Here is a 22,471-nt window from a genome sequence, read left to right as displayed (position 1 = left end):
TGAATAAGCTTTTTTATTCTGTTTTTTGTTCTTCTACACACTGAATAGGGTTTTTATTTTCTGGATCATTAATGAGATCAGAGAGTATGGCTTCGTTTCCTTTTGTCCACCATATATATGGTCCTCCCATATATTTTGCTCCAGAAGCACTTATGCTACGGGAAGCGATGATACGCTTTCCGTTCCATTTGAAATCAACAAGTGAAATGTTACCAGCATTGAGATAGGTTGCTTCAACACGCTCTTTACTTGTGCCTGTATCGCATTGATAGGTAGCAACTTCTGTTGTTGGTTCTGGATTATCCGGTACCTCAATAACTAAAGAGCTAGCAAAGGCATTTAGTGAACCGAATAGTGGCATACTTAAAGCAGCAAAAAATCCTACAATAAAAGTAATTTTTTTCATGATATTTCCTCAGTTATTTAAAATAATAACAGTGATTCATCCTTACAGAGGATGGGATTTTTTTCTTCTGGATCTTGAATAAGATCATAAAGTGTTACTTCTTTATTTTTTTCCCACCAAATATATTGCTCCCCCACATACTTTGCTCCAGAAGCAGCAATAACATTAGCAGCAATAATGTGATCGCCTTTCCATTTGAAATCAACTAATGAAATATTGTCAGCGTTGTAATAGGTTGCTTCAACGCGTTCTTTATTTCCTCCTATATTACATTGATAGGTCATAGTTTGTTTTTCTGGATTATCTGATACCTCAATGATTAAAGAAACAGCCAAGGCACAGCTGACATTGAAAAATAATAAAGAGGAAAAAAATCCTAAAATATGTAGAGTTTTTTTCATAATGCTTCCCTATATGAAAAGTAATTTATCCTATACGATGGTGTCTACGGCAGGATTCGAACCTGCGACCCCAGGATTCATACCACTTCGATTTTCACCGCCAGCCTTATCGGCTGTTTGTGGTCTGGACTGTCTCTTCACCTTGAAGCTTACGCCTTTTAGGTGCTGCCCGTTCAGTCTCTACACCTTCCTCTTATAATGAAGAGAGGCTTGGCTCGGGATTGGCATATAGTCGCCCATGAAGCTTTCCCCGAATTTGAGCAGATCCACTTTGAAGATTTCTCCTCAAAGTGCCCAATTTCTTTAGGAATCCTGTGCTCTATCCTACTGAGCTACGCAGACATCATCATCTTTATTCCTTTAATAGAAGTATAAAAACGAATCAATTATATTCAATATGAATTAACGAATTTCTGTTAATTTTTGTTCCAAAAAGGACAAAACTGCATCTGGTGGAACATTTTTTGCAATAAATGATTGGCCAAGTCCGCGTGTCAAAATGAAAGTCAAATTATTTTGTGAAACTTTTTTGTCTTGGGCGATGAGATTCATTAGAGTTTCAGCATTTGGTAGACATCCTGGAATATCTTTTAATTGTGTAGGCAATCCTATGGCTTTAAGGTGTGCTTCGATGCGGTGTATGAGCGTGGAGTCTATTAGATTCAGTTGAGCAGAGAATTGATGCGCGAGAACCATTCCAATTGCTACAGCTTCACCGTGAATTAAACGCTTTGAGTCATAAGCGGTTGCTGTTTCAAGCATGTGTCCAAATGTATGGCCGAGGTTTAAGAGTGCGCGCTCTCCTTTCTCATATTCATCACGTGCTACAATGGCAGCTTTAAATTGGCATGAGCGAACAATTGCCTCTGTTCGTATAGAGCCATTAGAAAAAATTTCTTCTCCATTTTTTTCAAGCCATTCAAAGAAATCAGGTTGGTTAATGAGTCCATACTTGACTATTTCTGCGTAACCAGCACGAAATTCACGTAGTGGTAGGGTATCAAGGATACATGTGTCAGCAATAACGCATTGCGGTTGATAAAAAGCACCAATAAGATTTTTTCCATATCGGCTGTTGATACCCGTTTTTCCACCAACAGAGGAATCAATTTGTGCAAGAAGCGTTGTGGGCATTTGAATGAAGTTCATACCACGGCGGATTATACTTGCTGCAAATCCTGCTAGATCGCCAATGACACCACCGCCAAAAGCAATAACACAGTCGCCTCTTTCTAAACGCGCAGCAAGAATTTGATCGATGACAACTTGCAGGGTTGAAAATGATTTTGATTGTTCTCCCGCTTCTAAAATAATAGGGACAGTATGAATTTTATTTTTTTTAAATTCTGTTTGTAATGTATCCAAATGGAAGGATGCAACATTTGTATCTGTAACAACTGCTAAACGCGTTTGATGAAAATCTTTTTGCTGAAGAGCATGTTTAATCTGTAAAGAAGCTTGTGTAATGAGACCCGGACCAATGATGATATCATAACAGTGCTTGTCTAATTTAATGGTGACGGTTTTGGCTTGCATGCTTGTTCTTTCTATCGTTATTTTTTTGTATAGAGGTAGTGCTGTATAGATCGTATGACATTTTTTGCTACTCTGTAGGGGCTTTCTTTATGACTGTTAATTGTTAAATTTGCTTTTTCATAGAGAGGATAGCGCTGTTCCATGAGTTGTTGCATCGTTTCTTTAGGGTTTGCTGTTTGAAGAAGTGGTCGTGTTGGACGCTTGGAAACACGTTGCATAAGGATATCAAGATCTACTTTCAGCCAGATGGATATTCCATTTTGATGGATGGCTTTTCGTGTATCTTGATTCATGTAGGCGCCACCACCTGTCGCTAAAACAAGAGGGCTTTTTTTTATGAGATTGAGAATAACACGCTGTTCAAGAGTACGAAATTCCGCTTCACCGTAGATTTTAAAAATTTCTGTGATAGGCATTTGTGCTGCTTTTTCGACTTCTTGATCAGAATCATAAAAGGGTAAACCAAGCATGTTAGCAACACGTTTTCCGATGACTGATTTTCCTGCCCCCATAAGACCAACAAATACAAGAGCTTGGTTATCGAGAGATGATAAGAGTTGTTTCTTTACTTGTGACATGGAGGGATGTTGGGGTCGATTATTTTTCATAGCTTATTTCGGCATTTATCTGCTTGAAAGTCAATTCCTGTTAATCTTTATAAGATAGAATAAGAGATAGAATATTTTGGAAAAAGTTTATTATTTTATGCCAACATTGACCAGATTTTTGATGATTCTTTTTATTTTGCTTATTATTCTTTTTAGTATAATGATCACTCTTGTGGTTTTTGTTGAGCCTGTAACTGTGGATATGTCTGTTGATGTCCCTTTGGATTCATTGAGTCTTTCCTTGAGAATGAATCAATGAAAAATAACATTGTGATAGAACGTTTTCTTGAAATGATGAGTGCTGAACGAGGTGCTTCTGTTCATACGCTTGCGGCTTATCAACATGATTTGCAGTGGGCGCAAGATGAATTGTCTTCCCATTCTGTTTCGCTTTTTGCAGCACAAAAAGAAGATTTGATTGGTCTTTTGTCGCTTATGCATACGTTTGGTTTTGCTGCATCTTCACAAGCGCGTCGTTTATCGACGTTGCGTCAATTTTATCAGTTTCTTTATGCAGAAGGATTAAGAGCAGATGATCCTTCCCATGATATTGATGCACCTCGCCAAGGACGCCCTTTGCCCAAAATTATCAGTGAAGATGTGGTGACAAAATTTCTTGATTTGGCGCAGTTGGAGGTTAATCAAGCAGTTTATGGGTCCAAGGATTATTTGCGGGCATTGCGTCTTCAGTTGTTGAGTGAAATGCTTTATGCAACAGGATTACGCATTAGTGAGTTGGTGAGTTTGCCAGTGCAGGCTGTTCGGGGGAAAGAATACAGTATTTTGGTTTGCGGTAAGGGAAAAAAAGAACGAATGGTGTTGTTATCAAAAAAAGCATATCAAGTTCTGTTGCAGTGGTTGAATTTGCGTGATCAAGGAAAAGATGCAACAAGCCTTTATCTTTTTCCGGCCCATTCAGAAACAGGGTATATTGCTCGTCAAGTTGTTGCACGGGAATTGAAAAATCTTGCTAAAAGAGCTGGAATAAAAAGTAATCACTTTTCTCCCCATGTGTTACGCCACGCTTTTGCTAGCCATCTTTTACAAAATGGTGCTGATTTGCGTGCCGTTCAACATTTGTTGGGTCATTCTGATATTTCTACTACTCAGATTTATACCCATGTATTGGAAGAGGGACTTTATCGTTTAGTCAATGAGCATCATCCACTTGCCGATGAGCAAAAGGCTCGTTAAAGAAAAGGTGTTGTTTTTGAAAAAGACTTTATAAAGCGAATTATAAGTGTATAAGTGACACTGAGTGAGTTGGTACAATGTATAATTATCTTGATTTTGAAAAACCAGTTGCTGATCTCGATGGGAAAATTCTTGAATTAAAAAAAATTTCTCAGGAAAAAGACAGTCTTGATATGAGCGACGAGATTGCGCGTCTTGAAAAGCGTTCCCAAACGGCATTGAATGATATTTATAAAAAATTGACACCGTGGCAAAAAACACAAGTCGCTCGTCATCCTGATCGTCCGCATTTTATGGACTATTCTAAACGCTTATTGAGTGATGTTACACCTTTGGCAGGAGATCGCAAATTTGCTGAAGATGAAGCTATTCAAGCCGGTTTTGCTCGCTTTAAGGGGGAGGCCGTTGCTTACATTGGTCAAGAGAAAGGTCACGATACGCAAACACGTTTGCGCTATAATTTTGGTTCTGCACGTCCAGAAGGATATCGTAAAGCGGTACGTATTATGGAAATGGCTGACCGCTTTAGTTTGCCACTCCTCACTTTTATTGATACAGCGGGTGCTTATCCTGGAGTAAGCGCTGAAGAACGTGGGCAAGCGGAAGCAATTGCTCAATCAACAGCAGCAACTTTGCGCCTAAAGGTTCCTGTTGTATCCGTTGTTATTGGAGAAGGCGGTTCTGGGGGAGCTATAGCAATTGCGGCTGCCAATAAAGTTTATATGCTGGAACATGCGATTTACTCTGTTATTTCTCCAGAAGGAGCAGCTTCTATTTTATGGCGTGATCCAGCCCGTGCAAAAGATGCTGCAATGAATATGCGTATTACTGCTCAAGATTTGTATCGCTTAAAGATTATTGATGGTATTATTTCGGAGCCTTTAGGAGGAGCACATCGTGGAAAAGAAATTGCCATTGATGCAACGGGTGATGTTATTTCAGGGGCTTTAAAAGAGATGGCTGGAAAGGATGGTCAAGTGCTTAAACAAGAGCGAAGGGAAAAATACCTTCAAATTGGTCGCTCACTAGTATAAGTCATTTTTGGTGAGGGGTGTTGAATTGGAGTTTTATTCGATGATATTTAACAGATTCCTCGCTCTGTGTGTTGTGTTTGTAATGGGAATATTGACGGCATGTGAAGGAAGATTACCAGCTTCTATTCGGGCTAAAGTTGAGCAACCTCTTCCGCAGGAAATCCGAAATAGAATGGCTCTGTACAATATAGACCCATATGCACCGATTATGATGCGGTTTTTTAAGGAAGAAAATGTTGCTGAAATTTGGAAGCAATCTCGTTCAGGATCTTTTGTGTTGGTGGCGCGCTATGGCATTTGCAAATGGTCTGGTAAGCTTGGTCCTAAATATAAGGAAGGGGATCTTCAGACACCAGAGGGCTTTTATACGATTAGCGCAAACCAAATGAATCCTTATTCAAAATATTATCTTTCTTTTAATATAGGATATCCGAACCTTTATGATCAGGAAAATGGCCGTACAGGAAGCAATCTTATGGTACATGGTTCTTGCTTTTCCGCTGGTTGTTATTCTATGAGTGATAGAAATATGGCTCAAATTTATGCGTTTGCACGGGATGCTTTTAAAGGAGGGCAAAGAGCATTTCAGTTACAAGCTTTTCCTTTCCGCATGACTGAGAATAATATGTCACGTCATAGCAATGATCCTCATTATCAATTTTGGGTTATGCTTAAGAAAGGTTATGATTTTTTTGAAGAAAATCGTAAACCTCCAATCGTTGAAGTTTATGAAAAACGTTATGTTTTTAATCGCGATATTGATAAAACTTCAGTTTCTCTGATGCAGTGAGTGTTATTTTATCCTGCTGCGTACTGTAAAACACTGTCGCTTATGGTGATGATATAGGATATATAACTTTATGCATAAGGTGTTTTTTTAAGTGAGGGGTCAATGTTTTAAAGCGTTGAACTTGTTCATAGAGCTTTATGTCAGTAAATTAAATGGGGTGGGACGCCAAGAGGAACTTGTTTAGAGGAGTTATATTGTTTGCAGACCGATACAGGGAGCAATATTTATTTTTAGTGGAGAGTAAGCTAACAAAAAATGTACTTTTTTTCAAAGGATTTTATTCTTTCATGCTATAAAATTTTTCCTTGTAAGGCTGTTATGTAAGTAAGGCTGTTATATAAAATACAGTCACACATCTTAAAATACGATATTGTTCTGTCTGATTTTAGTTTTTTTGCTTCAATTTAAGAGGGTTTTGTTTCAATCTGCTGGAGAAATAAAGTTGAGTAGAATATTTAGAACCAAGAATTTGTTCAATGGGATTGTGAAATGAATCATTTGAACTGGTTCGTAGATGAAGCCCATGACGAGAAAAATACCCTGATTACAAATTGGTAAATATTAAAAAAAATTATGATAACAATTTAATTTATAATGATAATTTATTATTTTTCCAGTTTGAATCACAACCTGATTCTTTTATATGAAAATCTATTTATGATGAATCAATCAAAATTATTTGCTTGCACATTACAAATGGGAAAAGCCCGCGTGGCTAAAAACATTAAAGAAAAAAACGCCTCTTATGAATCTCAAGTGTAAAGGGTGGTGCAACATTGGAGGTTGGTAAATAATGTGATGGTGCTGGATTTCTCCTTCAAAAGCGTAAAGATGGTGGTCCTAAAGAATTTACCATTATATCATTGAAGGGAGGCGAATTAAAATTTTACGCCTGGAATGACCAGAGGGTTTTCCAAAAGCGCCGTTTTATCTGCAGTATCTATTGCTGGTTTATTAAAAAAAGCATTGAGAAGTTTTTCTATCGCTTCTTTTTCAACACCATCGGCAATGATGACAAAACGTGTTTGTTTTATTCCTTTTGGCCATGCTGGCAATCTTATGGGAGGATGAAAAAATGTTTGTACGCCATGTAATACAAGTGGGCGATAAGGGTCATCACGCAATGCGATAATTGCTTTAATACGGAGTAACTTTGCACCATAACGGTCTTGTAGGAGATCTAAAAAAGCTTCAATTGTAGCGTAATCAACAGGATCCTCACAGTTTAATGAAAAGGTACGAATGGTTTTATGGGGGGTATGATCATGTGGGGTAGTCGTAAGATTTTGTTTAAGTTTTGTATTTTCTCCTTTTTCATTCCATAATGTGTTATTTATTAATAGATTTGAGCAGAAATCTTCAGAATGGGCATCAATTATTTGTGCTGTAGGATTAATGGCTTTAAGTGTGTTAAGGAGTGTATTTGAAAGCATTTGTGGGGCTGAGAGATCTGTTTTGGTGAGAATAATTTTATCAGCAAAGATTAATTGTTTATATATTTCAGGATAGTGCTCACATATGGAAAGCGTGCTTAATGTATCAAATGTTGCAAAAACAGCATTTATGGACAATGTTTGAATAAACAGTGGGTGGCTTAAAAGTATTTGTAAAATAGGAGCGGGATCAGCCACCCCTGTTGTTTCAATGATAATGTGATTGAGTTGTTTGATTTGTCCTGTTTGGATGCGATTGATTAAATCGGTTAATGTGTCGATGAGATCACTGCGTAAATGGCAGCATAAGCAACCATTGGCAAGCTCAATAATTCCTTCTGTCGCCTTTTCAACCAGAAGGTGGTCAATACTGATTTCACCGAATTCATTGATGATAACAGCACATTCTGTTAGAAGAGGGTTTTTTAGCATACGGTTGAGCAAAGTTGTTTTGCCAGAGCCTAAAAAACCAGTAATAAGCGTGAGAGGAATGCGCTTTATTTTCATATTAATCATCAACCGTGGTTTTGTTTTAAAGAAACATCTCTTAAAGCACCCAATCTCATTTCATGGCGCCGACGATGAATGGTATAACGATAAAGCCATTGAGCACCACCAGCTTTACGTTTGTGGATAAGCAAGCCGGCATTAACACTATTTGCCGGCTTCCAATGTTGCGCGACAGCCCTTAGAACTTAAGATGGTTCATAAGAGCCACTTTAATCCTTTCTTAATAGTTTTTTACCCATATGGCTAGTCTCGCTTGTGACGTGCAAGTAAGTGATTTTGATTGATTCAAGATAAACAAATTTGAAATGAGAGAATTTTACGTTATTCGGGACTCTCAATTCAATATGAATAACGCTAAATTATCATTATAAATCAATATCTTGTTGTTTTAAAGAAACCTATCTGAATATGTTTAATCCCATTTATAATGGTACTTGTGAGGGATATAATGGTAAACACCCCATAAATCCATTATACTACTATTCTTATGCTTATAAAGGTGCACGTAGGCACTAACTACACTTCCTCAGTGGCCAATGTTGTGATAACTTTTGGTACTTGAAAAGACTTATAAGAGGAATTTTAATTTCCTGCTTTAATTATTTTATCTCTATGCTCATCCAACTGGTGGTGTGCAAGAAACTGATTTTAATTGATTCGACAGATACAGATTTGAAATGAGGAAACCTTACGATATTTGTTCTTCTGACATAAGGTGCAAAATTATTATTATAAATCAATGAATTATAATTAATTATAGATTATGGCTTACGGCTTTTTTATAGAATAGTTTTCACTTCTTTTAGACAGATTATGGGGTTTTCTTAGTGGTTTTACTGTCATTTTGGGTGTCTGTGGCGTACGAATGAGGTGTACTACTAAAGGATGAGAAAAAGAAGGTGAAGCAGCAATAAAAGGTGAGGTGAGAATAATATTTCCTTGATCATCATATGAATTTGCATGCATTTTTATGGCTTCAGGTGTGCATGTTTGTTGTCTCATATTGCTGGCTTGTGTTATCTTGCTACCATAAGGTTTTAATGTTGCTAGTGTTAATTGAGGGGTTCCTTGATGCAAAAAACCTGTTTCAAGAAGTTGTGCAGCTTTTTCTTCTCTTTCACTTATGTTGTTAGCACCTAGAATAACAGCAATAATTGTACGTTTATTGCGGGTGGCTGAGGCAACAAGATTAAAACCAGAGGCACAAATAAAGCCTGTTTTCATACCATCTATTCCATAAAAACGTCCAATCAGGTTGTTTGAGTTATGCTGGATTTTTCGATTCTTACCAAAATCAATGGCTGGAATAGAAAAATAATGAGCATATTGTGGAAATTCTCGACGTATTTGAACGGCTAAAAGAGCAATATCGCGTGCTGTGGAATAATTTTGAGGGTCTGGTAAACCACTTGCGTTCGCAAAATGGGTGCCAAACATGCCTAAACGTTTAGCTTCGCTATTCATTTTACGTACAAAATCTTTCTGTGAATTTGCAACGGCTTCACTCATGGCAATAGCCAAATCATTGGTAGATTTAACCATGGTGATACTTAAGGCTGTATCAAGTGTGAGTACAGAACCGGCTTTATAGCCTGAACGATATGAGGGAGCTTTTGCTGCATATTCGCTGATGGTGATAGGTTTGTTTGGTGAAATTTCACCTTGGCTCATAGCACGAAAAATAACATAAGCGGTCATTAATTTTGTTAAGGAAGCTGGATACCAACGTTCAAAAGCTTGATTATGTTTTAAGATATGTCCTGTTGTAACATCAACAGAAATAAAAGGCTGCGCTAGAACAGAAGCGCTGGATAAACTCAAAACGAAAGAAAAAAATAAATTATAGAAGCGATGTTTCATTAATTTAAATCGAGTTCCTTTTTATTCGTTATTTAGAATTATTTTAATGTAACACACAAAGCTTTTGAGTCCAGGATTGAAAGGACAGATGGTTAATTGCTGTATCAGTTGTGTTTCAGAGATAAAGACCAACACTCATCTTTATTTTCCCCTTGAATTTGGTTTGATAGCTTAGGTGTCTCAAGAAATACTTTTTAAATAATGAAGATTGTGCAAGATTTCAGGTTTTTGGGAGAATTGATGTTTCGCAGGAAGGAATAAGCCGGTATAATCATACATTTTGCTTGCTCTTCTGTTAGGTTGTGTTAGGACAACTCTTGGCACTTGAGATGGCCTATGAGGTATTTTTTATCTATACGTGAACCTTGCTTATGACAGACAAGGAAGTAAATTTAATGAGATTCAATATGAGAAGGAGGAGAATGAGATGATTTTACTATATTGGGAGTTATTATTTAATATGAAAAGTTATTTATCATTATAAATCAATATTTTATACATAAAAATAATACGATGCTATATTGTTTATTTTTCTTCTAATTCCACTCCGTCAAACATTTTGAGCATTGTTTGTGCATAAGTATAAAGTTCTTATTATGAGGTTCCTTTATGTATTTACTTTAATAGGAGAATACGTTCCTTGTGCAAGGCAAAACGCTTACAATAAAACACTGTTGCGTTGCCGATTCATGTGTCTGTTTTAAAGAAATATTTATTAGTCGTTATGTTTCTTTTAAAATGTGTCGCTCTTAGTATCACATGAAGCTTACAGAAAACCTCATCCTTATGTTTATGGAGAAAGATGTTGGCATTTATTATTTGCTGTCAATGCTGTGTTTATTATTTAAACGATTTTCAAGATAAGAAGAATTCTTTTTCAAAAAATTTATACATTGATCGTTTTTTATAATTTTGAATGAGGAAATTTTAAGTTTTTTTCTTATATCTTTGTTCCATAGATTTTGCTCAATATATAAAGCAATGCATTATTCTAATTCATGAGTGTCTTGATTCTAATTCATGAGTGTCTTGATTTAGTTTTTGAAGTTTTTTAACAGCGGATGGTGGCATAGGAGGAGGGGTAGGATCTTGAGCTGCTAAGAGAAGCAGTTCATCACAGGCTTTTTCAGTCTTTTGGACAAGTTGATCTAGAAAATCACGTTTGCTTAAACCAACTTCTATGGGAGGAAGAATGCGAACGCGGATTTTTCCAGGATAACGACGAAAATTATTGCGTGGCCAATATAAACCCGCATTATGTGCAATAGGGACAACTTGAAGTCCCAGTTCATTATAGAGCGCGACAATTCCTGACTTATAATCTGGTTCTTGACCGGGTTGTCGGCGTGTTCCTTCGGGAAAAATCAAGATTTGGCGCCCTTGTTTTACTTTTTCTTTTGCTTTTTGTATAACCATTTTCAGGGCTTTGATGGGTGTTGTGCGGTTAATGGGGATAATTTGTGTTTTTGCCATATACCAGCCAAACAATGGAATCCACATCAATTCACGTTTTAAAATGAGAGTGGGATCATCAAAATAGGGAACAAGACTGAAAGTTTCCCAAGCTGACTGATGCTTTGGAGCAATGATATAGGCTCCTTTGGGAAGATTTTCTAAACCTTCAATCTCATAACTTGTGCCTGCGATATATTTTTGCAAAAAGAGTGTGACGCGCGCCCATGTTTTAGGTACAATCCATGCTTTTTTACGTGGCATTAAAAAATAAACGGGAGCGTAAAGAATCATTTGTATGAAAGTGGTTGTATAAAAAGCAAACGTAAAAAGAACAGAACGAAGGATAAGCACTACATTTTCCATTTTATAGCTATAAGAGAACTTTCATATATAATATAATTTACATGAGAAAACATCTTCTTTATGTTTTTTCAAGCATCTATTTTTTTCGGTAATTTATTTTTCGATATTTAAAAACATAAGGAAAGAGCTGGATGGAATTACAGAAAGAGAAGCTTTTTATTCCACGGATTTTATCTATTGCGGGAACAGATCCTTCTGGTGGCGCTGGAATGCAAGCGGATTTGAAGGTTTTTTCAGCTATGAAAACTTATGGGATGAGTGTGGTTACAGCTGTTGTTGCACAAAATACTCAGGGCGTACGTTCTTTTCAGGCATTAGATGCTTCTTTTGTTGCTGATCAAATTGATTCTGTTTTTGAGGATATCCATGTTGATGCCGTTAAAATTGGTATGGTTGCAAATGCTCAGATTGCACAGACTATTGCAGAACGTCTTGCTTATCATAAAGCGCGTTTCATTGTTTTTGATCCGGTTATGGTTGCAAAAAGTGGTGATGTTCTTTTAAAGTCTGATACTATTGAAATTATGCGTGATGTTCTTGTGCCGATGTCAACTTTGATCACGCCAAATTTGCCTGAAGCTGCACTGTTATTGGGAGGTGAAGTGCAATGGTCTTTAGAGACTATGTATCAATATGCTCCACGACTCTTGGCGCTAGGGTGCCATGCCGTTCTGTTAAAAGGGGGGCATTTGAATACGCTTACCAGAAATAGTACAGAAAATTACGATTGTTCTAGTCCAGATCTTTATTGTGATTGTGAAAACCTTGTTATACTTGAAGCTTCACGTATCATAACGACCAATGATCATGGGACAGGGTGTACTATTGCAGCTGCAATTGCAGCACTTTTACCGACAACACCTTTGGTTTGCGCTGTTAAACAAGCAAAAGATTATCTCAATGATACTTTAGCAGCTTCAACTGTTTTGCAAGTAGGAAAAGGGCGAGGGCCGCTTCACCATTTTTGTAAACTATGGGATGAAAAATAAAGGAGAATTCTATTGAATATTGCAATTGTTTTGGGATCTATACGTCAACCCTCGTTAACGAGAGCTTTAGCTAACTGCTTGGCTGATTGCCTATTGACGCGTGGGGCATCTCTTCATTGGGTTGATTTACGTGAACAGCCTTTGCCGATTGCTGATCCAGATTATCACCATCATGTAGAGGATAATCCAAGTGCTGCCGTCCGCCAATTTGTTAAAACAATTGCAGCAGCTGATGGTGTTATACTCGCTAGCCCCCTTTATCAAGGATCTTATTCTGGTGTTTTAAAAAATGCTCTTGATCATTTAGCCTATGATGCCTTTTTAAGTAAACCGGTTGGGCTTATTTCTCATGGGAGTACGGCAAAAAGATGTGCACAACCGTGTGAACATTTATTGCCGGTGGTGCGTACGCTTTATGGGTATGCGCTACAATGTCAAGTTGCTTCGGCCAAAGAGGATTTTGCATCAGATGATGAAGGTCGTGCATGGAAAGTCATAAGCAAAGAGGTATGGACACGTTGTGAGCGGCTTGCTCATGAAATGTGTGCATTTTTACACCAGAAAGCTGGGAGAGATGATAAAAAATGATGAGCAATATCGTTATTTAGTGGTAGGTGACACGGGGATGCTTGCTCCTTTGTGTCAGTCGCTAAAGTCACAAGACGTGATTATTGCGGCGCGCTTTCTTTCTCGTCTGGATCAGCTTGAGGTGTTGCAAAAAATTATATGTGTGTGCCGTTGGATTATTATTGTACGGCTTCGCAGACACAATTTTTAGAAACTGTGACGCAATGGTGTGGGCTTAACATATTGCATATTATGGATTCATTCATCCGCCTATGCATTTTCTTGCACGTTGATTGAGCAGTTGACTCTTTTACCTAAGCCACCATGTATTCTTCATATTTTTAGTTTCAATTCTCATGATTAAATGCTTGTTGATTGCGCACGTAAGAACAAGGTTGATTTCATACCCATTAAATTAGGACGAAAAACAACATCAAATGGATGGCAGTGGCTTATCCATCAGGAGATAAGTCAACAGGTATTGGATGCAATGAAAGGTTATGCATGAACTAAAATTTTAATTATTTGAGATGGCGAATTAGGTTCGTTTTTTGTATATTTTTTTGAAACATAGATACTTTTTATGAAGAGGGCAATATAAAAGCCGATTACTGATTGCTTTATGATAGTGCTAAGAGTGAATTGTTTTTCATGCTTTGCATACCTAAGGGGAAGTTTCTAGTGTCTCTCAATGATGTACTTCAGATCCAAAAAACCTTTAGCAAATTTAAGATAAAAGAGGTGAATACATCTTAATCATGTTGTTTAAAGAAATCGTCTCCGGTTCAAGAGCCAATCATCTCAAATTGTGATTTTTAAGAAAAGAAAAAGATTCATGAAAGAGGCTTTAAATGATCTTTGAAAGTTTTTTTAAGCTCCTTTGGTTATTGTATAAAGCGAAAATTTTTTCTATTAATTAACTAACAGACTAACCATCTAACAAACTATGATGCAACTGTCGTTTTAAATGTTTTCTTTCGAGTTCTTCATAATTATCAGTAACATACAGTAGATTATCGATCATATAAAAAATTACATTTGTTCAACTTAGATTTGTGATAGATATCTTTTTAAGACAAATTAAAAAAATAAGAAAATTTGAGTGCGTCATTTGAAACAATTATGTTTGTAATAACTGATTTTAGCTTTTCACTATCAGTATTAAAGGGGATTGGTCAAGCTTCCTTGGTTATATCGATTGCTTGATCATATTTGAGTTTTGTTGAAAATAATAAATTTTTTAATTGATGAGCAAAAAAAGAGTTCATAGCTAAACCACTATGTGTTTATTGGAATAAATTTTAAATTTACCAAAGTTTGTAAAACCAAATTTTTTATAAATGCTAATTCCCTCGTGAGAGGCTTGCATACCAATTACATGACATCTCCTTCTTTTTAAATGCTCAATAGCAATTTTTGTCATGAATGTCCCAATACCTCTTTTCTGAAAATCCGGCTTGGTGACAATATCATACACTCCACCAATCCCATCCGCTTTAATACAAAAACATATTGCTACAGGATTATTATTTATATAACCAACGAACATCTCTACATCAGAGTCTTTTTTATAACAACGGCCTATTGTTTCATAAAATATAACCGCTTCTTCATCAAAAGGCTCGAATACTGATGCCATAACATTTCCGTAATCTCTAAAATCTTGAAGAGATTCAACTTCTTTGATTTTGAAGTTATCCGGCATAGAAGTAACATGTGAGTCTATATCTTGCGCTAAAGCTGCCATTCCTACCTCTGTTTCAACATGCTCTAAGCCAATAGATAAGAGAACTTCATCAACTTTATAATGAGACGAATGAGGTCCAACCCACCAAGCTAAAGGTAGTTTCTGCGCATTAAAGGAATCGATTATAGATTTTGCCTACTCTACAGGTATAGTTTCTTGTAAATTTTTAGCAGAGATAATATTGAATGTATCTGAAGCAAATGTTGAATTAATAGAAGACACGCCATTTGAAAAATCAACAACCTTCATTTTAGGGCGCAATTTTGGTAAAGACGTACTTTTGAACAAAAATTATTCTCTAATGATAAGTCAATTTTTGATTTGTTTAACATTTGTTTTTCTTGTCATTGCTCATAATTTCTAATTAATCTTTTATACGGGGGCTGTAAAAAATCCGTATAAGTTAAAAATTATTATCTTAGATCTAAGCTCCCAATCCAATGGATGATTCACAAGAAATTACGAATCTTAGAAAAACTTTGAAAAAAATAAATTGGTACAAAACCTAGTGGCAAAATATACAAAACCTGCTGGCAAGCTACACAAGCTACAACTATAACTCCATACAAGAACGAATAAATACAAAATTAAATGGAGCGGGCGATGGGATTCGAACCCACGACCCCAACCTTGGCAAGGTTGTGCTCTACCCCTGAGCTACACCCGCTCACCGATTCGATATATATCTTGCTTGTATGGCGTAGGCTTTTACGAATTGCAACAAAAAAATATCATTTCTGTTTGATTTATTTTGTCCATGTTTCGATAAAATGAAATAAAGATTGATTTTATAAGATTCTTCAGTAATAAATCATTCCTTTTTTAATTTTTGCATGGAGAGGGGTGGAGTATAATGTTGAAGAGAGCCAATATATTTTGGATTGTTATGGCGGCTGTTTTTATGATGAACAGTGTTGTAAAAGCGGATGACCAAGTTAAAAACGTTAAAGTTGCAATAACGCAAATTATGGTCCATCCTGCTGCGGATGCTGTTCGTAAAGGTGTGGAAGATGTGCTTGCAGCAAATGGTTATAAGCAAGGTGAAAATTTTCACCTTACCTTTTTATCAGCGCAGGGTAATATTTCAACAGCAACGCAAATTGCACGTAAATTTGTTGGTGATAAACCCGATGTTATTGTCGCAATTACCACGCCTTCAGCACAAACGATGCTTGCGGCAACAAAAACAATTCCTATCGTCTTTGCAGCAATTTCTGATCCTATCGGAGCTAAAATCGTTTCTTCTTTGACTAAACCTGGCGGCAATGTAACAGGGAGTTCGGATCGTATAGATGTTGCAGAAAGTGTTAGACTTTTACAAGAAGTAAAACCAGATTTGAAAAAAATTGGTTACCTTTATAATGCTTCTGAGGCAAATTCTGTTTCGACACTTAAGGTATTAAAGGATGTAGCAAAAAAAGCAGGAATTGAAATCATTCCTTCATCGGCACCAAAACCTTCAGATGTTCAGGCAGCAACACGCGCTTTAATCGGTAAGGTCGATATTATTTTTATTCCTGCTGATAATACGATTTTATCTGTTTTAGAAGGTGCAATAAAGGTCTCAGAGGAAGCCAATATGCCTGTATTTACTGTTGATGCTAATACTATCGGGCGCGGGCCTTTTATGACGCAAGGTGTGAATTTCTATGATGTAGGGGTTGATGCTGGGAAATTGGTTGTACGTATTCTAAAGGGTGAAAAGCCTGGTGATATTGATGTTGTGCAGGCGGCTAATAATGACATTCGAATTGATTTGAAAGCAGCTAAAAAAGCAGGGATTGTTATTCCGCAGGCAGTTATTGATCGTGCAACAAAAGTGATTCAATAACTTTTATTGATAGAGTGTTGATACAATAAAAATACGTTAAGTTTTCATGGGGATTGTCTTTACATGAATATATTTGCGTTTTCTGGCGCTGTGGAATTAGGCCTTATTTATGCGTTTGTTGCTATAGGGGTTTATCTTTCATTTCGGGTTTTAGATTTTCCTGATTTAACGGTTGATGGCTCGTTTCTTCTTGGTTCCTGTGTCTGTGGTGTTTTGATTCTCTTAGGTTTCAATGCGTGGATAGCTATGGCTTGCGCTTTTTGTGCAGGTATGGCGGCTGGTTTATTAACAGCTCTATTGAATTTGCGTTTTGGCATTTTGAATCTTTTAGCTTCTATTTTAACAATGTCAGCACTTTATACAGTTAATCTTCGTATTATGGGAATTATGGGAGGGTCTAATGTTAATTTAGCACTTGCTGATACGGCGTTAACGCCCTTTTATAATCTGTTTGGTTTGTCCGATATTTTTGTGCGTCCTCTTTTCGTTGGTATTGTGTTGCTAGTTATGGCGTTTTTGATTTGGCGCTTTTTGGAAAGTGAAATTGGTCTTGCTATGCGTGCAATGGGCGCTAATCCACGCATGGCGACGGCGCAAGGTGTCCATACATCAGCATTGATATATTTTGGAATGGGGCTTTCTAATGCGTGTGTTGCTCTTGGTGGTTCTCTTTATATTCAAACTGCCATCGCAACTGATATTACCGGTGGAATTGGAACAATTGTTTTTGGATTGGCAGCCGTGATTATCGGTGAAACTCTCTTTCGTACGCGCAATATTTTTTGGATTATAATCAGCTGTATTGTAGGGTCTGTGCTTTATCGTGTGGCGGTGCAATTTGCATTTGAAGCAAATGGCATTGGCATTGATACGTCGACAGATCTTCAGTTGATTACTTCGCTGTTGGTTGTTTTAACCCTTATTGTGCCACGCTATTGGAGGAGGCATAAACGTGATTGAGTTTTTTCATGTTGGGGTCACATTTAAACCGCAAACACCTCTGGAAAAACAGGCTTTAATTGATATTAACCTGAAAATTGATCAGGGTAGTTTTGTTACGGTTATTGGTTCAAATGGTGCTGGTAAATCCACTTTGCTCAGTGTTTTAGCGGGTGCAACGCTTCCCTCAACGGGGAAAGTGGTTATCAATGGACAAAATGTTTCTAGGCAATCAGTCAGTGAACGCGCTGGAAAGATTGCTTGTGTTTTTCAAGATTCTTTAGAGGGAAGTTGTGGTTCTTTAACAATTGAAGAAAATTTGGCTCTTGCTGCTCTTCGAGGAAGTCGTCGTGGTTTGCGTGCGGCTTTAAATCATGAGAAACGGCAACTTTTTCGAGAAAAAATTGCTCAATTAGGCATTGGTCTTGAAGCATATATTCATAATCCTATGGATAGTTTATCAGGTGGGCAACGCCAAGCAGTTTGTCTTGTGATGGCAACATTAGCACATGCGGATGTTTTATTGCTTGATGAACATACCTCAGCACTTGATCCTGGAATGGCTGATTTTGTGATGCGATTGACTGAAAAAATCGTTGAAGAGAAAAAATTAACGACTATCATGGTGACTCATTCTATGCGTCAGGCTCTTGATTATGGCAATCGTACATTGATGTTGCATGGTGGAAAAGTGATTTTGGATGTGAGTTATGAAGAGCGTAAGGGCTTGGATGTCAATGATTTAATTGGTATGTTTCAGAAAGTTCGCGGGGAAGTTCTTGATGATGATGAACTGTTAATAGGTTAATAATGTGGCTCAGAAAAAAGCACATGAAGTTGATCAATTTCTAACGCGTTTTTCACGTGCTTTTCCTATTGTTCTCATTTATGGGACGGATCGTGGACTGATTTGTGAGCGTGCACAACATTTTGCTAAGCTTACACGGGTGGCAATAGAAGATCCATTTTCAACAGTTCGTTTGGATGCTGGTGAAATTGATAAAGATCCTGCACGTTTGGAAAATGAAGCGCGTACGTTATCGCTTTTTGGGGGAGATCGTTTGATATGGATCTCTAATGCGGCTAACCAAAAAGGTTTTCTTGCTGCTTTAAAGCTTTTAATTGAGAAGCCACCAGAAGCTTGTTTTATTCTCATTGAGGCAGGAGATTTAAAAAAAGGAACAGGGTTGCGCAATGTTGTTGAAACAGCGTCAAAAGCAATGGCTTTGCCTTGTTTTGCTGATGATATGCGTTCTCTTGACAGTTTAATTGATGAGGTTTTAGGACAGTTTAAGAAGACTCTTTCTTTGGATGCACGTAGATGGTTGCATGAAAGTTTAGGGGCGGATCGTCTTGTGTCTCGCGGTGAATTAGAGAAGCTTTGTCTTTACGCTGAAAATGTTCATATTACTCTTGAAGATGTGAAAGCTGTTGTAAGTGATGTAAGTGTTCTTTCTCAAGATGAAGTCATTGATGCTATTTTATTGGGCGATATATCAGGCTTTGAAGCGCATTTTAACCGACATGCAGCATTGCATGGGACGCTTTTTTTTATTTTAAGTACAGCACAGAGGCATTTTCAGCAATTACAGCTCTTGCGTTATCAGGTAGAGATTGAAGGAAAATCGCCTTTTACGGTGGTTTCTCAAGCACGTCCTCCTATTTTTTTTCAACGGAAAAAAACCGTTGAACAAGCTTTAAAATATTGGAAGTTAGAACAAATTTCTTATGCGATGGAAAGAATTCAGAGTGCTGTTTTAGACAGCCGTAAAAATCCGCTTTTGGCTGAAGCTATCATTCGTCAAGTTTTGTTAGGGCTTACAATTATTGCACGACGCCAGATGGCTGCTTAGTGTTTTAAAAATATTATGATTTTTTATTTTAAATACAATACAGAAGCATTTTCAGCAATTACAGCTTTTGCGTTATCAGGTAGAGGTTAAAGGAACGCTATTTTTGAGGAGGCATTTTAAGAGCTTTAAAGTTTGATAAAAACTTTCCTTCAAAAGACAATCTTGATACAGTTTTATTATCTTATTGTGCCGCAAAACACTGTTCTTTAGGTTAGTAATATAAGGCTCAGGTGAAATTTTACGCATTCGGTGTTTTTTGTGTGGGGATGTGGTGAATATTAGGTTGGTTCATAGAGTCTTAATGGAGTAACACCCACATGTAAAACAGAGTGTCTCAAACAAAAGAAGACACTTGTATGGTAGATTCATACGCTTTCTTAGAAATATTTTTCAATGCGCGTCATATCTATTTCGCGTCGGTGTTTATGAATGGTGTAGAAGTAAAGTTCCTTGTGAAGAATATAAAACCCATAGAGCAACTTTATCTTTACGCTTAATAAAAGTGCAAGTCGACACTCATTATATACTTTGCTAGTCTCTAATGTTGCTACAGTTTTTAGCATTAGAGAGCGTTTTTCATCATTTTGCTCACATGTCTTCTTGTGACGTGTAGACAAGAGATTTTAATTGATAAGAGGGTTTGTGATGGAAGAATTTTACAGTATTCGAAGTTATGATTTAAATTGAAAACAATAATTATATTTATAAATCAATGCATTATAGATTAATTGAATCACATAAAATAGTGAGCTAGAGGAATCTTTTAGACAAGAAAATGAATTGTTTGCAGATCGGTATGAATTAAGAATTTTCTTGGGATGAGGAGAAAGTCAAAATAGATTATGATGAAAACGACAGCACCTATGGGGAAACTTTTATGTTTGATACAGAGATGATAATCTTAGCAATGAATGTGTCTCATAAACAGAACTAGCCATTGTTTATTATTAATAATTTATTATTTTTCATATTGAATCAATCAGAACAATGTCTTTTGCACGTCATAAGTGGGGGGCGTGTGGATAAAAACTGTACAAAAAAGCAATAAAAATGCCTCTTATGAATGCTCTCAAATTCCAAGGTTTTTTGCAACATTGGGGGTAGGAAAATATAATGATAGTGTTTTATTAAGTGTGAAGAGGGTCGTGCTTAATAGATTATAGTTATAACATTGATGAACACTGTCGTGAGATAGGCTAGGGAGCGAGATGCCTTTTAAAACAAACCCATGAATTTGTAATCCAAATTTATTTTGTTGAGGGCGTTCTATTTTACGTGAGGGGTGTGATTCCATTAAAGGGATATTCGGTGTTTTTGTTATCAAACTTTTTCTTTATTGAGAGGGCGTGTTTTTCTCATATTTATTTGATTTATGGTATCCGGAATCGGGAGAGGAAAATGTTTTTAATGGTATCTGTTGGTATGCGTTGTTTTACGGTGTTTTCAATATTCGCGAAACTTATGTTGATGTTGTAGGTGGAGGCGTAATACGTTTTTATATAGGTCTAATGTACAAATTAATGAACGTATCGGGATAATTGGAGAAGAGTTAGTGTCTGCTTACGCTTTTGATGTGTTTTTTTGTGAGTAAATTAGTAAGATAAAGTAAACTGATGGGATTTTATGTAGAGTCGTTGTTATCCTAATTGAGAGTGCATTTTATTTTGTTTCGGTGATGCGCTTTGATCAGTAATTAAGAGGGAGCTTTAGAGCGTGATGTTAGATTTCTCGTCATTTATTTTTTATGTGTTTTCTAGGTAAAGTGATCTGTTGTCAGCTTGTGCAGATGATAATTGGTAAATTGCGTTATTCTTTATTTCCTAGTTGTCATTTTTTAATATTTTACGCATAACTCGTGAACAAACAAACAAGAAAATTGTGATTTTACGATTGTCTTTATTGCCATTTGCAAAGAATCTTTGAAGGTGAAAGATGCTCCATATTCAGTTTGAAAAAATAGCACTCATTGGGATCGGTCTGATTGGGTCTTCTTTAGCAAGAGTGATTAAAAAGAAAAATCTTGCAGCTCAGATTTCTATTGCAACACGTCGTACAGAAACCCTGAAAAGAGCGCGTGAATTGGAGCTTGGGGACTTTTATACGACAGATAATGCAAAAGCTGTTGAAGGAGCAGACTTGGTTATTCTTTCTGTTCCTGTTGGGGCTAGTGCAGAAGTGGCAAAAACCATTCGTGATCATTTAAAACTTGGGGCGATTGTAAGTGATGTTGGTTCTACAAAAGAATTGGTTATTACAGAAATGGCACCTTTATTGCCCAAAACGGTTCATTTTATTCCAGGGCATCCTATTGCTGGAACGGAATATTCAGGTCCAGACGCTGGTTTTGCTGATTTGTTTATCAATCGCTGGTGTATTTTAACGCCTTTTGCAGATAGCGATGTTGCTGCTGTCGCACAATTAACAGCGTTTTGGGAAGCTTGTGGTGCGCGTGTCAAAAAGATGGAGCCTAAGCATCATGATCTTGTTTTGGCTATTGTTTCGCATTTACCACATTTAATTGCGTATAATACTGTTGGGACAGCGAGTGATTTAGAAAAAGTAACAAATTCAGAAGTGATTGCTTATTCTGCTTCTGGTTTTCGTGATTTTACGCGTTTGGCCTCTTCTGATCCCGTTATGTGGCGGGATATTTGTTTGCATAATAAAGATGCTATTTTAGAAATGTTGGGTCGTTTTAGTGAAGGGCTTGCTTTTTTAGAACAGGCAATTCGTTTAGGGGATGGTGAAACACTGTTTAATTTTTTTACGCGTACGCGTGCTGTACGTCGCAATATTATTGATGCCGGACAGGAAATTGATGTCCCTGACTTTGGGCGTCATAGTCTTCCTAAAGAGAGGATGTAAATTAAGAGATTTTTGAATTTTGTGTTGTTTTGCTTATTCCTATCATGCCTCTTTATTGGGATATATGTCCTTTTAAATTGTGTGTTATGA

The 22,471-nt window shown here is 36.9% G+C and carries 19 protein-coding genes, 1 tRNA gene and 2 pseudogenes; 11 read left to right on the top strand and 11 right to left on the bottom strand.

The window, feature by feature from the left end; all coding sequences use genetic code 11:
• Positions 1–13: 13 nt before the first annotated feature.
• The 4 genes and pseudogenes from ACFIM1_RS00355 to ACFIM1_RS00340 form a co-directional block, all read right to left on the bottom strand.
• A complete protein-coding gene (locus tag ACFIM1_RS00355; RefSeq protein WP_375607882.1) occupies positions 14–406 on the bottom strand; it encodes an MliC family protein in 393 nt (130 codons plus the stop codon).
• Between the two features lie 17 nt (positions 407–423).
• Complete coding sequence (locus ACFIM1_RS00350; protein WP_375607881.1) at positions 424–807, bottom strand: MliC family protein; 384 nt, start codon at positions 805–807, stop codon at positions 424–426.
• 402 nt (positions 808–1,209) lie between these two features.
• Complete coding sequence (gene aroB / locus ACFIM1_RS00345) at positions 1,210–2,343, bottom strand: 3-dehydroquinate synthase (RefSeq protein ID WP_375609014.1); 1,134 nt, start codon at positions 2,341–2,343, stop codon at positions 1,210–1,212.
• A pseudogene (locus ACFIM1_RS00340) lies at positions 2,318–2,951 on the bottom strand (shikimate kinase). The gene aroB and the pseudogene ACFIM1_RS00340 overlap by 26 nt, the downstream one beginning before the upstream one ends.
• A 255-nt stretch (positions 2,952–3,206) precedes the next feature.
• On the opposite strand from ACFIM1_RS00340, the gene ACFIM1_RS00335 reads away from it, so the two are divergent.
• The 3 genes from ACFIM1_RS00335 (at position 3,207) to ACFIM1_RS00325 (ending at position 5,969) form a co-directional block, all read left to right on the top strand.
• Positions 3,207–4,145, top strand: coding sequence for a site-specific tyrosine recombinase XerD (locus tag ACFIM1_RS00335; protein ID WP_375607879.1), 939 nt, complete (start codon positions 3,207–3,209; stop codon positions 4,143–4,145).
• Positions 4,146–4,222: 77 nt separating this feature from the next.
• Positions 4,223–5,179, top strand: a complete 957-nt coding sequence (locus tag ACFIM1_RS00330) for an acetyl-CoA carboxylase carboxyltransferase subunit alpha (RefSeq protein WP_375607878.1) — start codon at positions 4,223–4,225, stop codon at positions 5,177–5,179.
• Between the two features lie 40 nt (positions 5,180–5,219).
• Positions 5,220–5,969, top strand: coding sequence for a L,D-transpeptidase family protein (locus tag ACFIM1_RS00325; RefSeq protein ID WP_375607877.1), 750 nt, complete (start codon positions 5,220–5,222; stop codon positions 5,967–5,969).
• Between the two features lie 878 nt (positions 5,970–6,847).
• Here ACFIM1_RS00325 and ACFIM1_RS00320 read toward each other — a convergent pair.
• The 4 genes from ACFIM1_RS00320 to ACFIM1_RS00305 form a co-directional block, all read right to left on the bottom strand.
• Positions 6,848–7,909, bottom strand: a complete 1,062-nt coding sequence (locus ACFIM1_RS00320) for a CobW family GTP-binding protein (protein ID WP_375609015.1) — start codon at positions 7,907–7,909, stop codon at positions 6,848–6,850.
• Between the two features lie 8 nt (positions 7,910–7,917).
• A complete protein-coding gene (locus ACFIM1_RS00315) occupies positions 7,918–8,043 on the bottom strand; it encodes a DUF4102 domain-containing protein (RefSeq protein ID WP_375607875.1) in 126 nt (41 codons plus the stop codon).
• Positions 8,044–8,680: 637 nt separating this feature from the next.
• Complete coding sequence (locus ACFIM1_RS00310; RefSeq protein ID WP_375609016.1) at positions 8,681–9,772, bottom strand: D-alanyl-D-alanine carboxypeptidase family protein; 1,092 nt, start codon at positions 9,770–9,772, stop codon at positions 8,681–8,683.
• 996 nt (positions 9,773–10,768) lie between these two features.
• Entirely contained in the window at positions 10,769–11,590 is an 822-nt protein-coding gene (locus ACFIM1_RS00305) for a lysophospholipid acyltransferase family protein (protein WP_375609017.1), read from the bottom strand.
• A 131-nt stretch (positions 11,591–11,721) separates the two neighbouring features.
• On the opposite strand from ACFIM1_RS00305, the gene thiD reads away from it, so the two are divergent.
• From thiD to ACFIM1_RS00290, 3 genes and pseudogenes are all read left to right on the top strand, one after another.
• A complete protein-coding gene (gene thiD / locus ACFIM1_RS00300) occupies positions 11,722–12,579 on the top strand; it encodes a bifunctional hydroxymethylpyrimidine kinase/phosphomethylpyrimidine kinase (protein WP_375609018.1) in 858 nt (285 codons plus the stop codon).
• A 12-nt stretch (positions 12,580–12,591) separates the two neighbouring features.
• Positions 12,592–13,167, top strand: a complete 576-nt coding sequence (locus tag ACFIM1_RS00295) for an NADPH-dependent FMN reductase (RefSeq protein WP_375609019.1) — start codon at positions 12,592–12,594, stop codon at positions 13,165–13,167.
• 645 nt (positions 13,168–13,812) lie between these two features.
• Positions 13,813–13,965 (top strand): annotated as a pseudogene (locus ACFIM1_RS00290) (DNA adenine methylase); the annotation flags it as partial.
• Between the two features lie 451 nt (positions 13,966–14,416).
• Here ACFIM1_RS00290 and ACFIM1_RS00285 read toward each other — a convergent pair.
• The 3 genes from ACFIM1_RS00285 to ACFIM1_RS00275 all read right to left on the bottom strand — a co-directional run bounded on the left by ACFIM1_RS00285 (position 14,417) and on the right by ACFIM1_RS00275 (position 15,560).
• Positions 14,417–14,893: a GNAT family N-acetyltransferase gene (locus ACFIM1_RS00285; protein WP_375609021.1), complete on the bottom strand. Its 477-nt coding sequence runs from the start codon at positions 14,891–14,893 to the stop codon at positions 14,417–14,419.
• Between the two features lie 135 nt (positions 14,894–15,028).
• Positions 15,029–15,181 (bottom strand): hypothetical protein, encoded by a 153-nt coding sequence (locus ACFIM1_RS00280; protein ID WP_375609022.1) that lies wholly within the window; start codon positions 15,179–15,181, stop codon positions 15,029–15,031.
• 304 nt (positions 15,182–15,485) lie between these two features.
• Positions 15,486–15,560 (bottom strand) — tRNA-Gly (locus tag ACFIM1_RS00275).
• Positions 15,561–15,746: 186 nt separating this feature from the next.
• On the opposite strand from ACFIM1_RS00275, the gene ACFIM1_RS00270 reads away from it, so the two are divergent.
• The 5 genes from ACFIM1_RS00270 to ACFIM1_RS00250 all read left to right on the top strand — a co-directional run bounded on the left by ACFIM1_RS00270 (position 15,747) and on the right by ACFIM1_RS00250 (position 22,381).
• Positions 15,747–16,724, top strand: coding sequence for an ABC transporter substrate-binding protein (locus ACFIM1_RS00270; RefSeq protein ID WP_375609023.1), 978 nt, complete (start codon positions 15,747–15,749; stop codon positions 16,722–16,724).
• Positions 16,725–16,787: 63 nt separating this feature from the next.
• On the top strand, positions 16,788–17,684 hold the full coding sequence (locus ACFIM1_RS00265; protein WP_375609024.1) for an ABC transporter permease: 897 nt from the start codon (positions 16,788–16,790) through the stop codon (positions 17,682–17,684).
• The gene (locus ACFIM1_RS00260) at positions 17,677–18,471 is read left to right on the top strand and encodes an ABC transporter ATP-binding protein (RefSeq protein ID WP_375609025.1); all 795 of its coding nucleotides are present in this window, start codon (positions 17,677–17,679) and stop codon (positions 18,469–18,471) included. Before ACFIM1_RS00265 ends, ACFIM1_RS00260 begins: the two co-directional genes overlap by 8 nt.
• 4 nt (positions 18,472–18,475) lie before the next feature.
• Positions 18,476–19,516: a DNA polymerase III subunit delta gene (gene holA / locus ACFIM1_RS00255; protein ID WP_375609026.1), complete on the top strand. Its 1,041-nt coding sequence runs from the start codon at positions 18,476–18,478 to the stop codon at positions 19,514–19,516.
• 1,932 nt (positions 19,517–21,448) lie between these two features.
• A complete protein-coding gene (locus ACFIM1_RS00250) occupies positions 21,449–22,381 on the top strand; it encodes a prephenate/arogenate dehydrogenase family protein (protein WP_375608449.1) in 933 nt (310 codons plus the stop codon).
• Positions 22,382–22,471 lie beyond the last annotated feature (90 nt).

This window comes from Bartonella sp. AC158YNML (assembly GCF_042196725.1).
GTDB lineage: Bacteria > Pseudomonadota > Alphaproteobacteria > Rhizobiales > Rhizobiaceae > Bartonella.
The sequence above is the reverse complement of the archived record's forward strand: the minus strand, read 5'-3'. Positions and strand labels throughout refer to the sequence as shown.

Excerpts from the sequence above, each read along its gene's own strand:
- ACFIM1_RS00355 (WP_375607882.1), bottom strand. The coding sequence starts at position 406 with ATGAAAAAAATTACTTTTATTGTAGGATTTTTTGCTGCTTTAAGTATG.
- ACFIM1_RS00350 (WP_375607881.1), bottom strand. The coding sequence starts at position 807 with ATGAAAAAAACTCTACATATTTTAGGATTTTTTTCCTCTTTATTATTT.
- aroB (WP_375609014.1), bottom strand. The coding sequence starts at position 2,343 with ATGCAAGCCAAAACCGTCACCATTAAATTAGACAAGCACTGTTATGAT.
- ACFIM1_RS00335 (WP_375607879.1), top strand. The coding sequence starts at position 3,207 with ATGAAAAATAACATTGTGATAGAACGTTTTCTTGAAATGATGAGTGCT.
- ACFIM1_RS00330 (WP_375607878.1), top strand. The coding sequence starts at position 4,223 with ATGTATAATTATCTTGATTTTGAAAAACCAGTTGCTGATCTCGATGGG.
- ACFIM1_RS00325 (WP_375607877.1), top strand. The coding sequence starts at position 5,220 with ATGATATTTAACAGATTCCTCGCTCTGTGTGTTGTGTTTGTAATGGGA.
- ACFIM1_RS00320 (WP_375609015.1), bottom strand. The coding sequence starts at position 7,909 with ATGAAAATAAAGCGCATTCCTCTCACGCTTATTACTGGTTTTTTAGGC.
- ACFIM1_RS00310 (WP_375609016.1), bottom strand. The coding sequence starts at position 9,772 with ATGAAACATCGCTTCTATAATTTATTTTTTTCTTTCGTTTTGAGTTTA.
- ACFIM1_RS00305 (WP_375609017.1), bottom strand. The coding sequence starts at position 11,590 with ATGGAAAATGTAGTGCTTATCCTTCGTTCTGTTCTTTTTACGTTTGCT.
- thiD (WP_375609018.1), top strand. The coding sequence starts at position 11,722 with ATGGAATTACAGAAAGAGAAGCTTTTTATTCCACGGATTTTATCTATT.
- ACFIM1_RS00285 (WP_375609021.1), bottom strand. The coding sequence starts at position 14,893 with ATGGCAGCTTTAGCGCAAGATATAGACTCACATGTTACTTCTATGCCG.
- ACFIM1_RS00270 (WP_375609023.1), top strand. The coding sequence starts at position 15,747 with ATGTTGAAGAGAGCCAATATATTTTGGATTGTTATGGCGGCTGTTTTT.
- ACFIM1_RS00265 (WP_375609024.1), top strand. The coding sequence starts at position 16,788 with ATGAATATATTTGCGTTTTCTGGCGCTGTGGAATTAGGCCTTATTTAT.
- ACFIM1_RS00250 (WP_375608449.1), top strand. The coding sequence starts at position 21,449 with ATGCTCCATATTCAGTTTGAAAAAATAGCACTCATTGGGATCGGTCTG.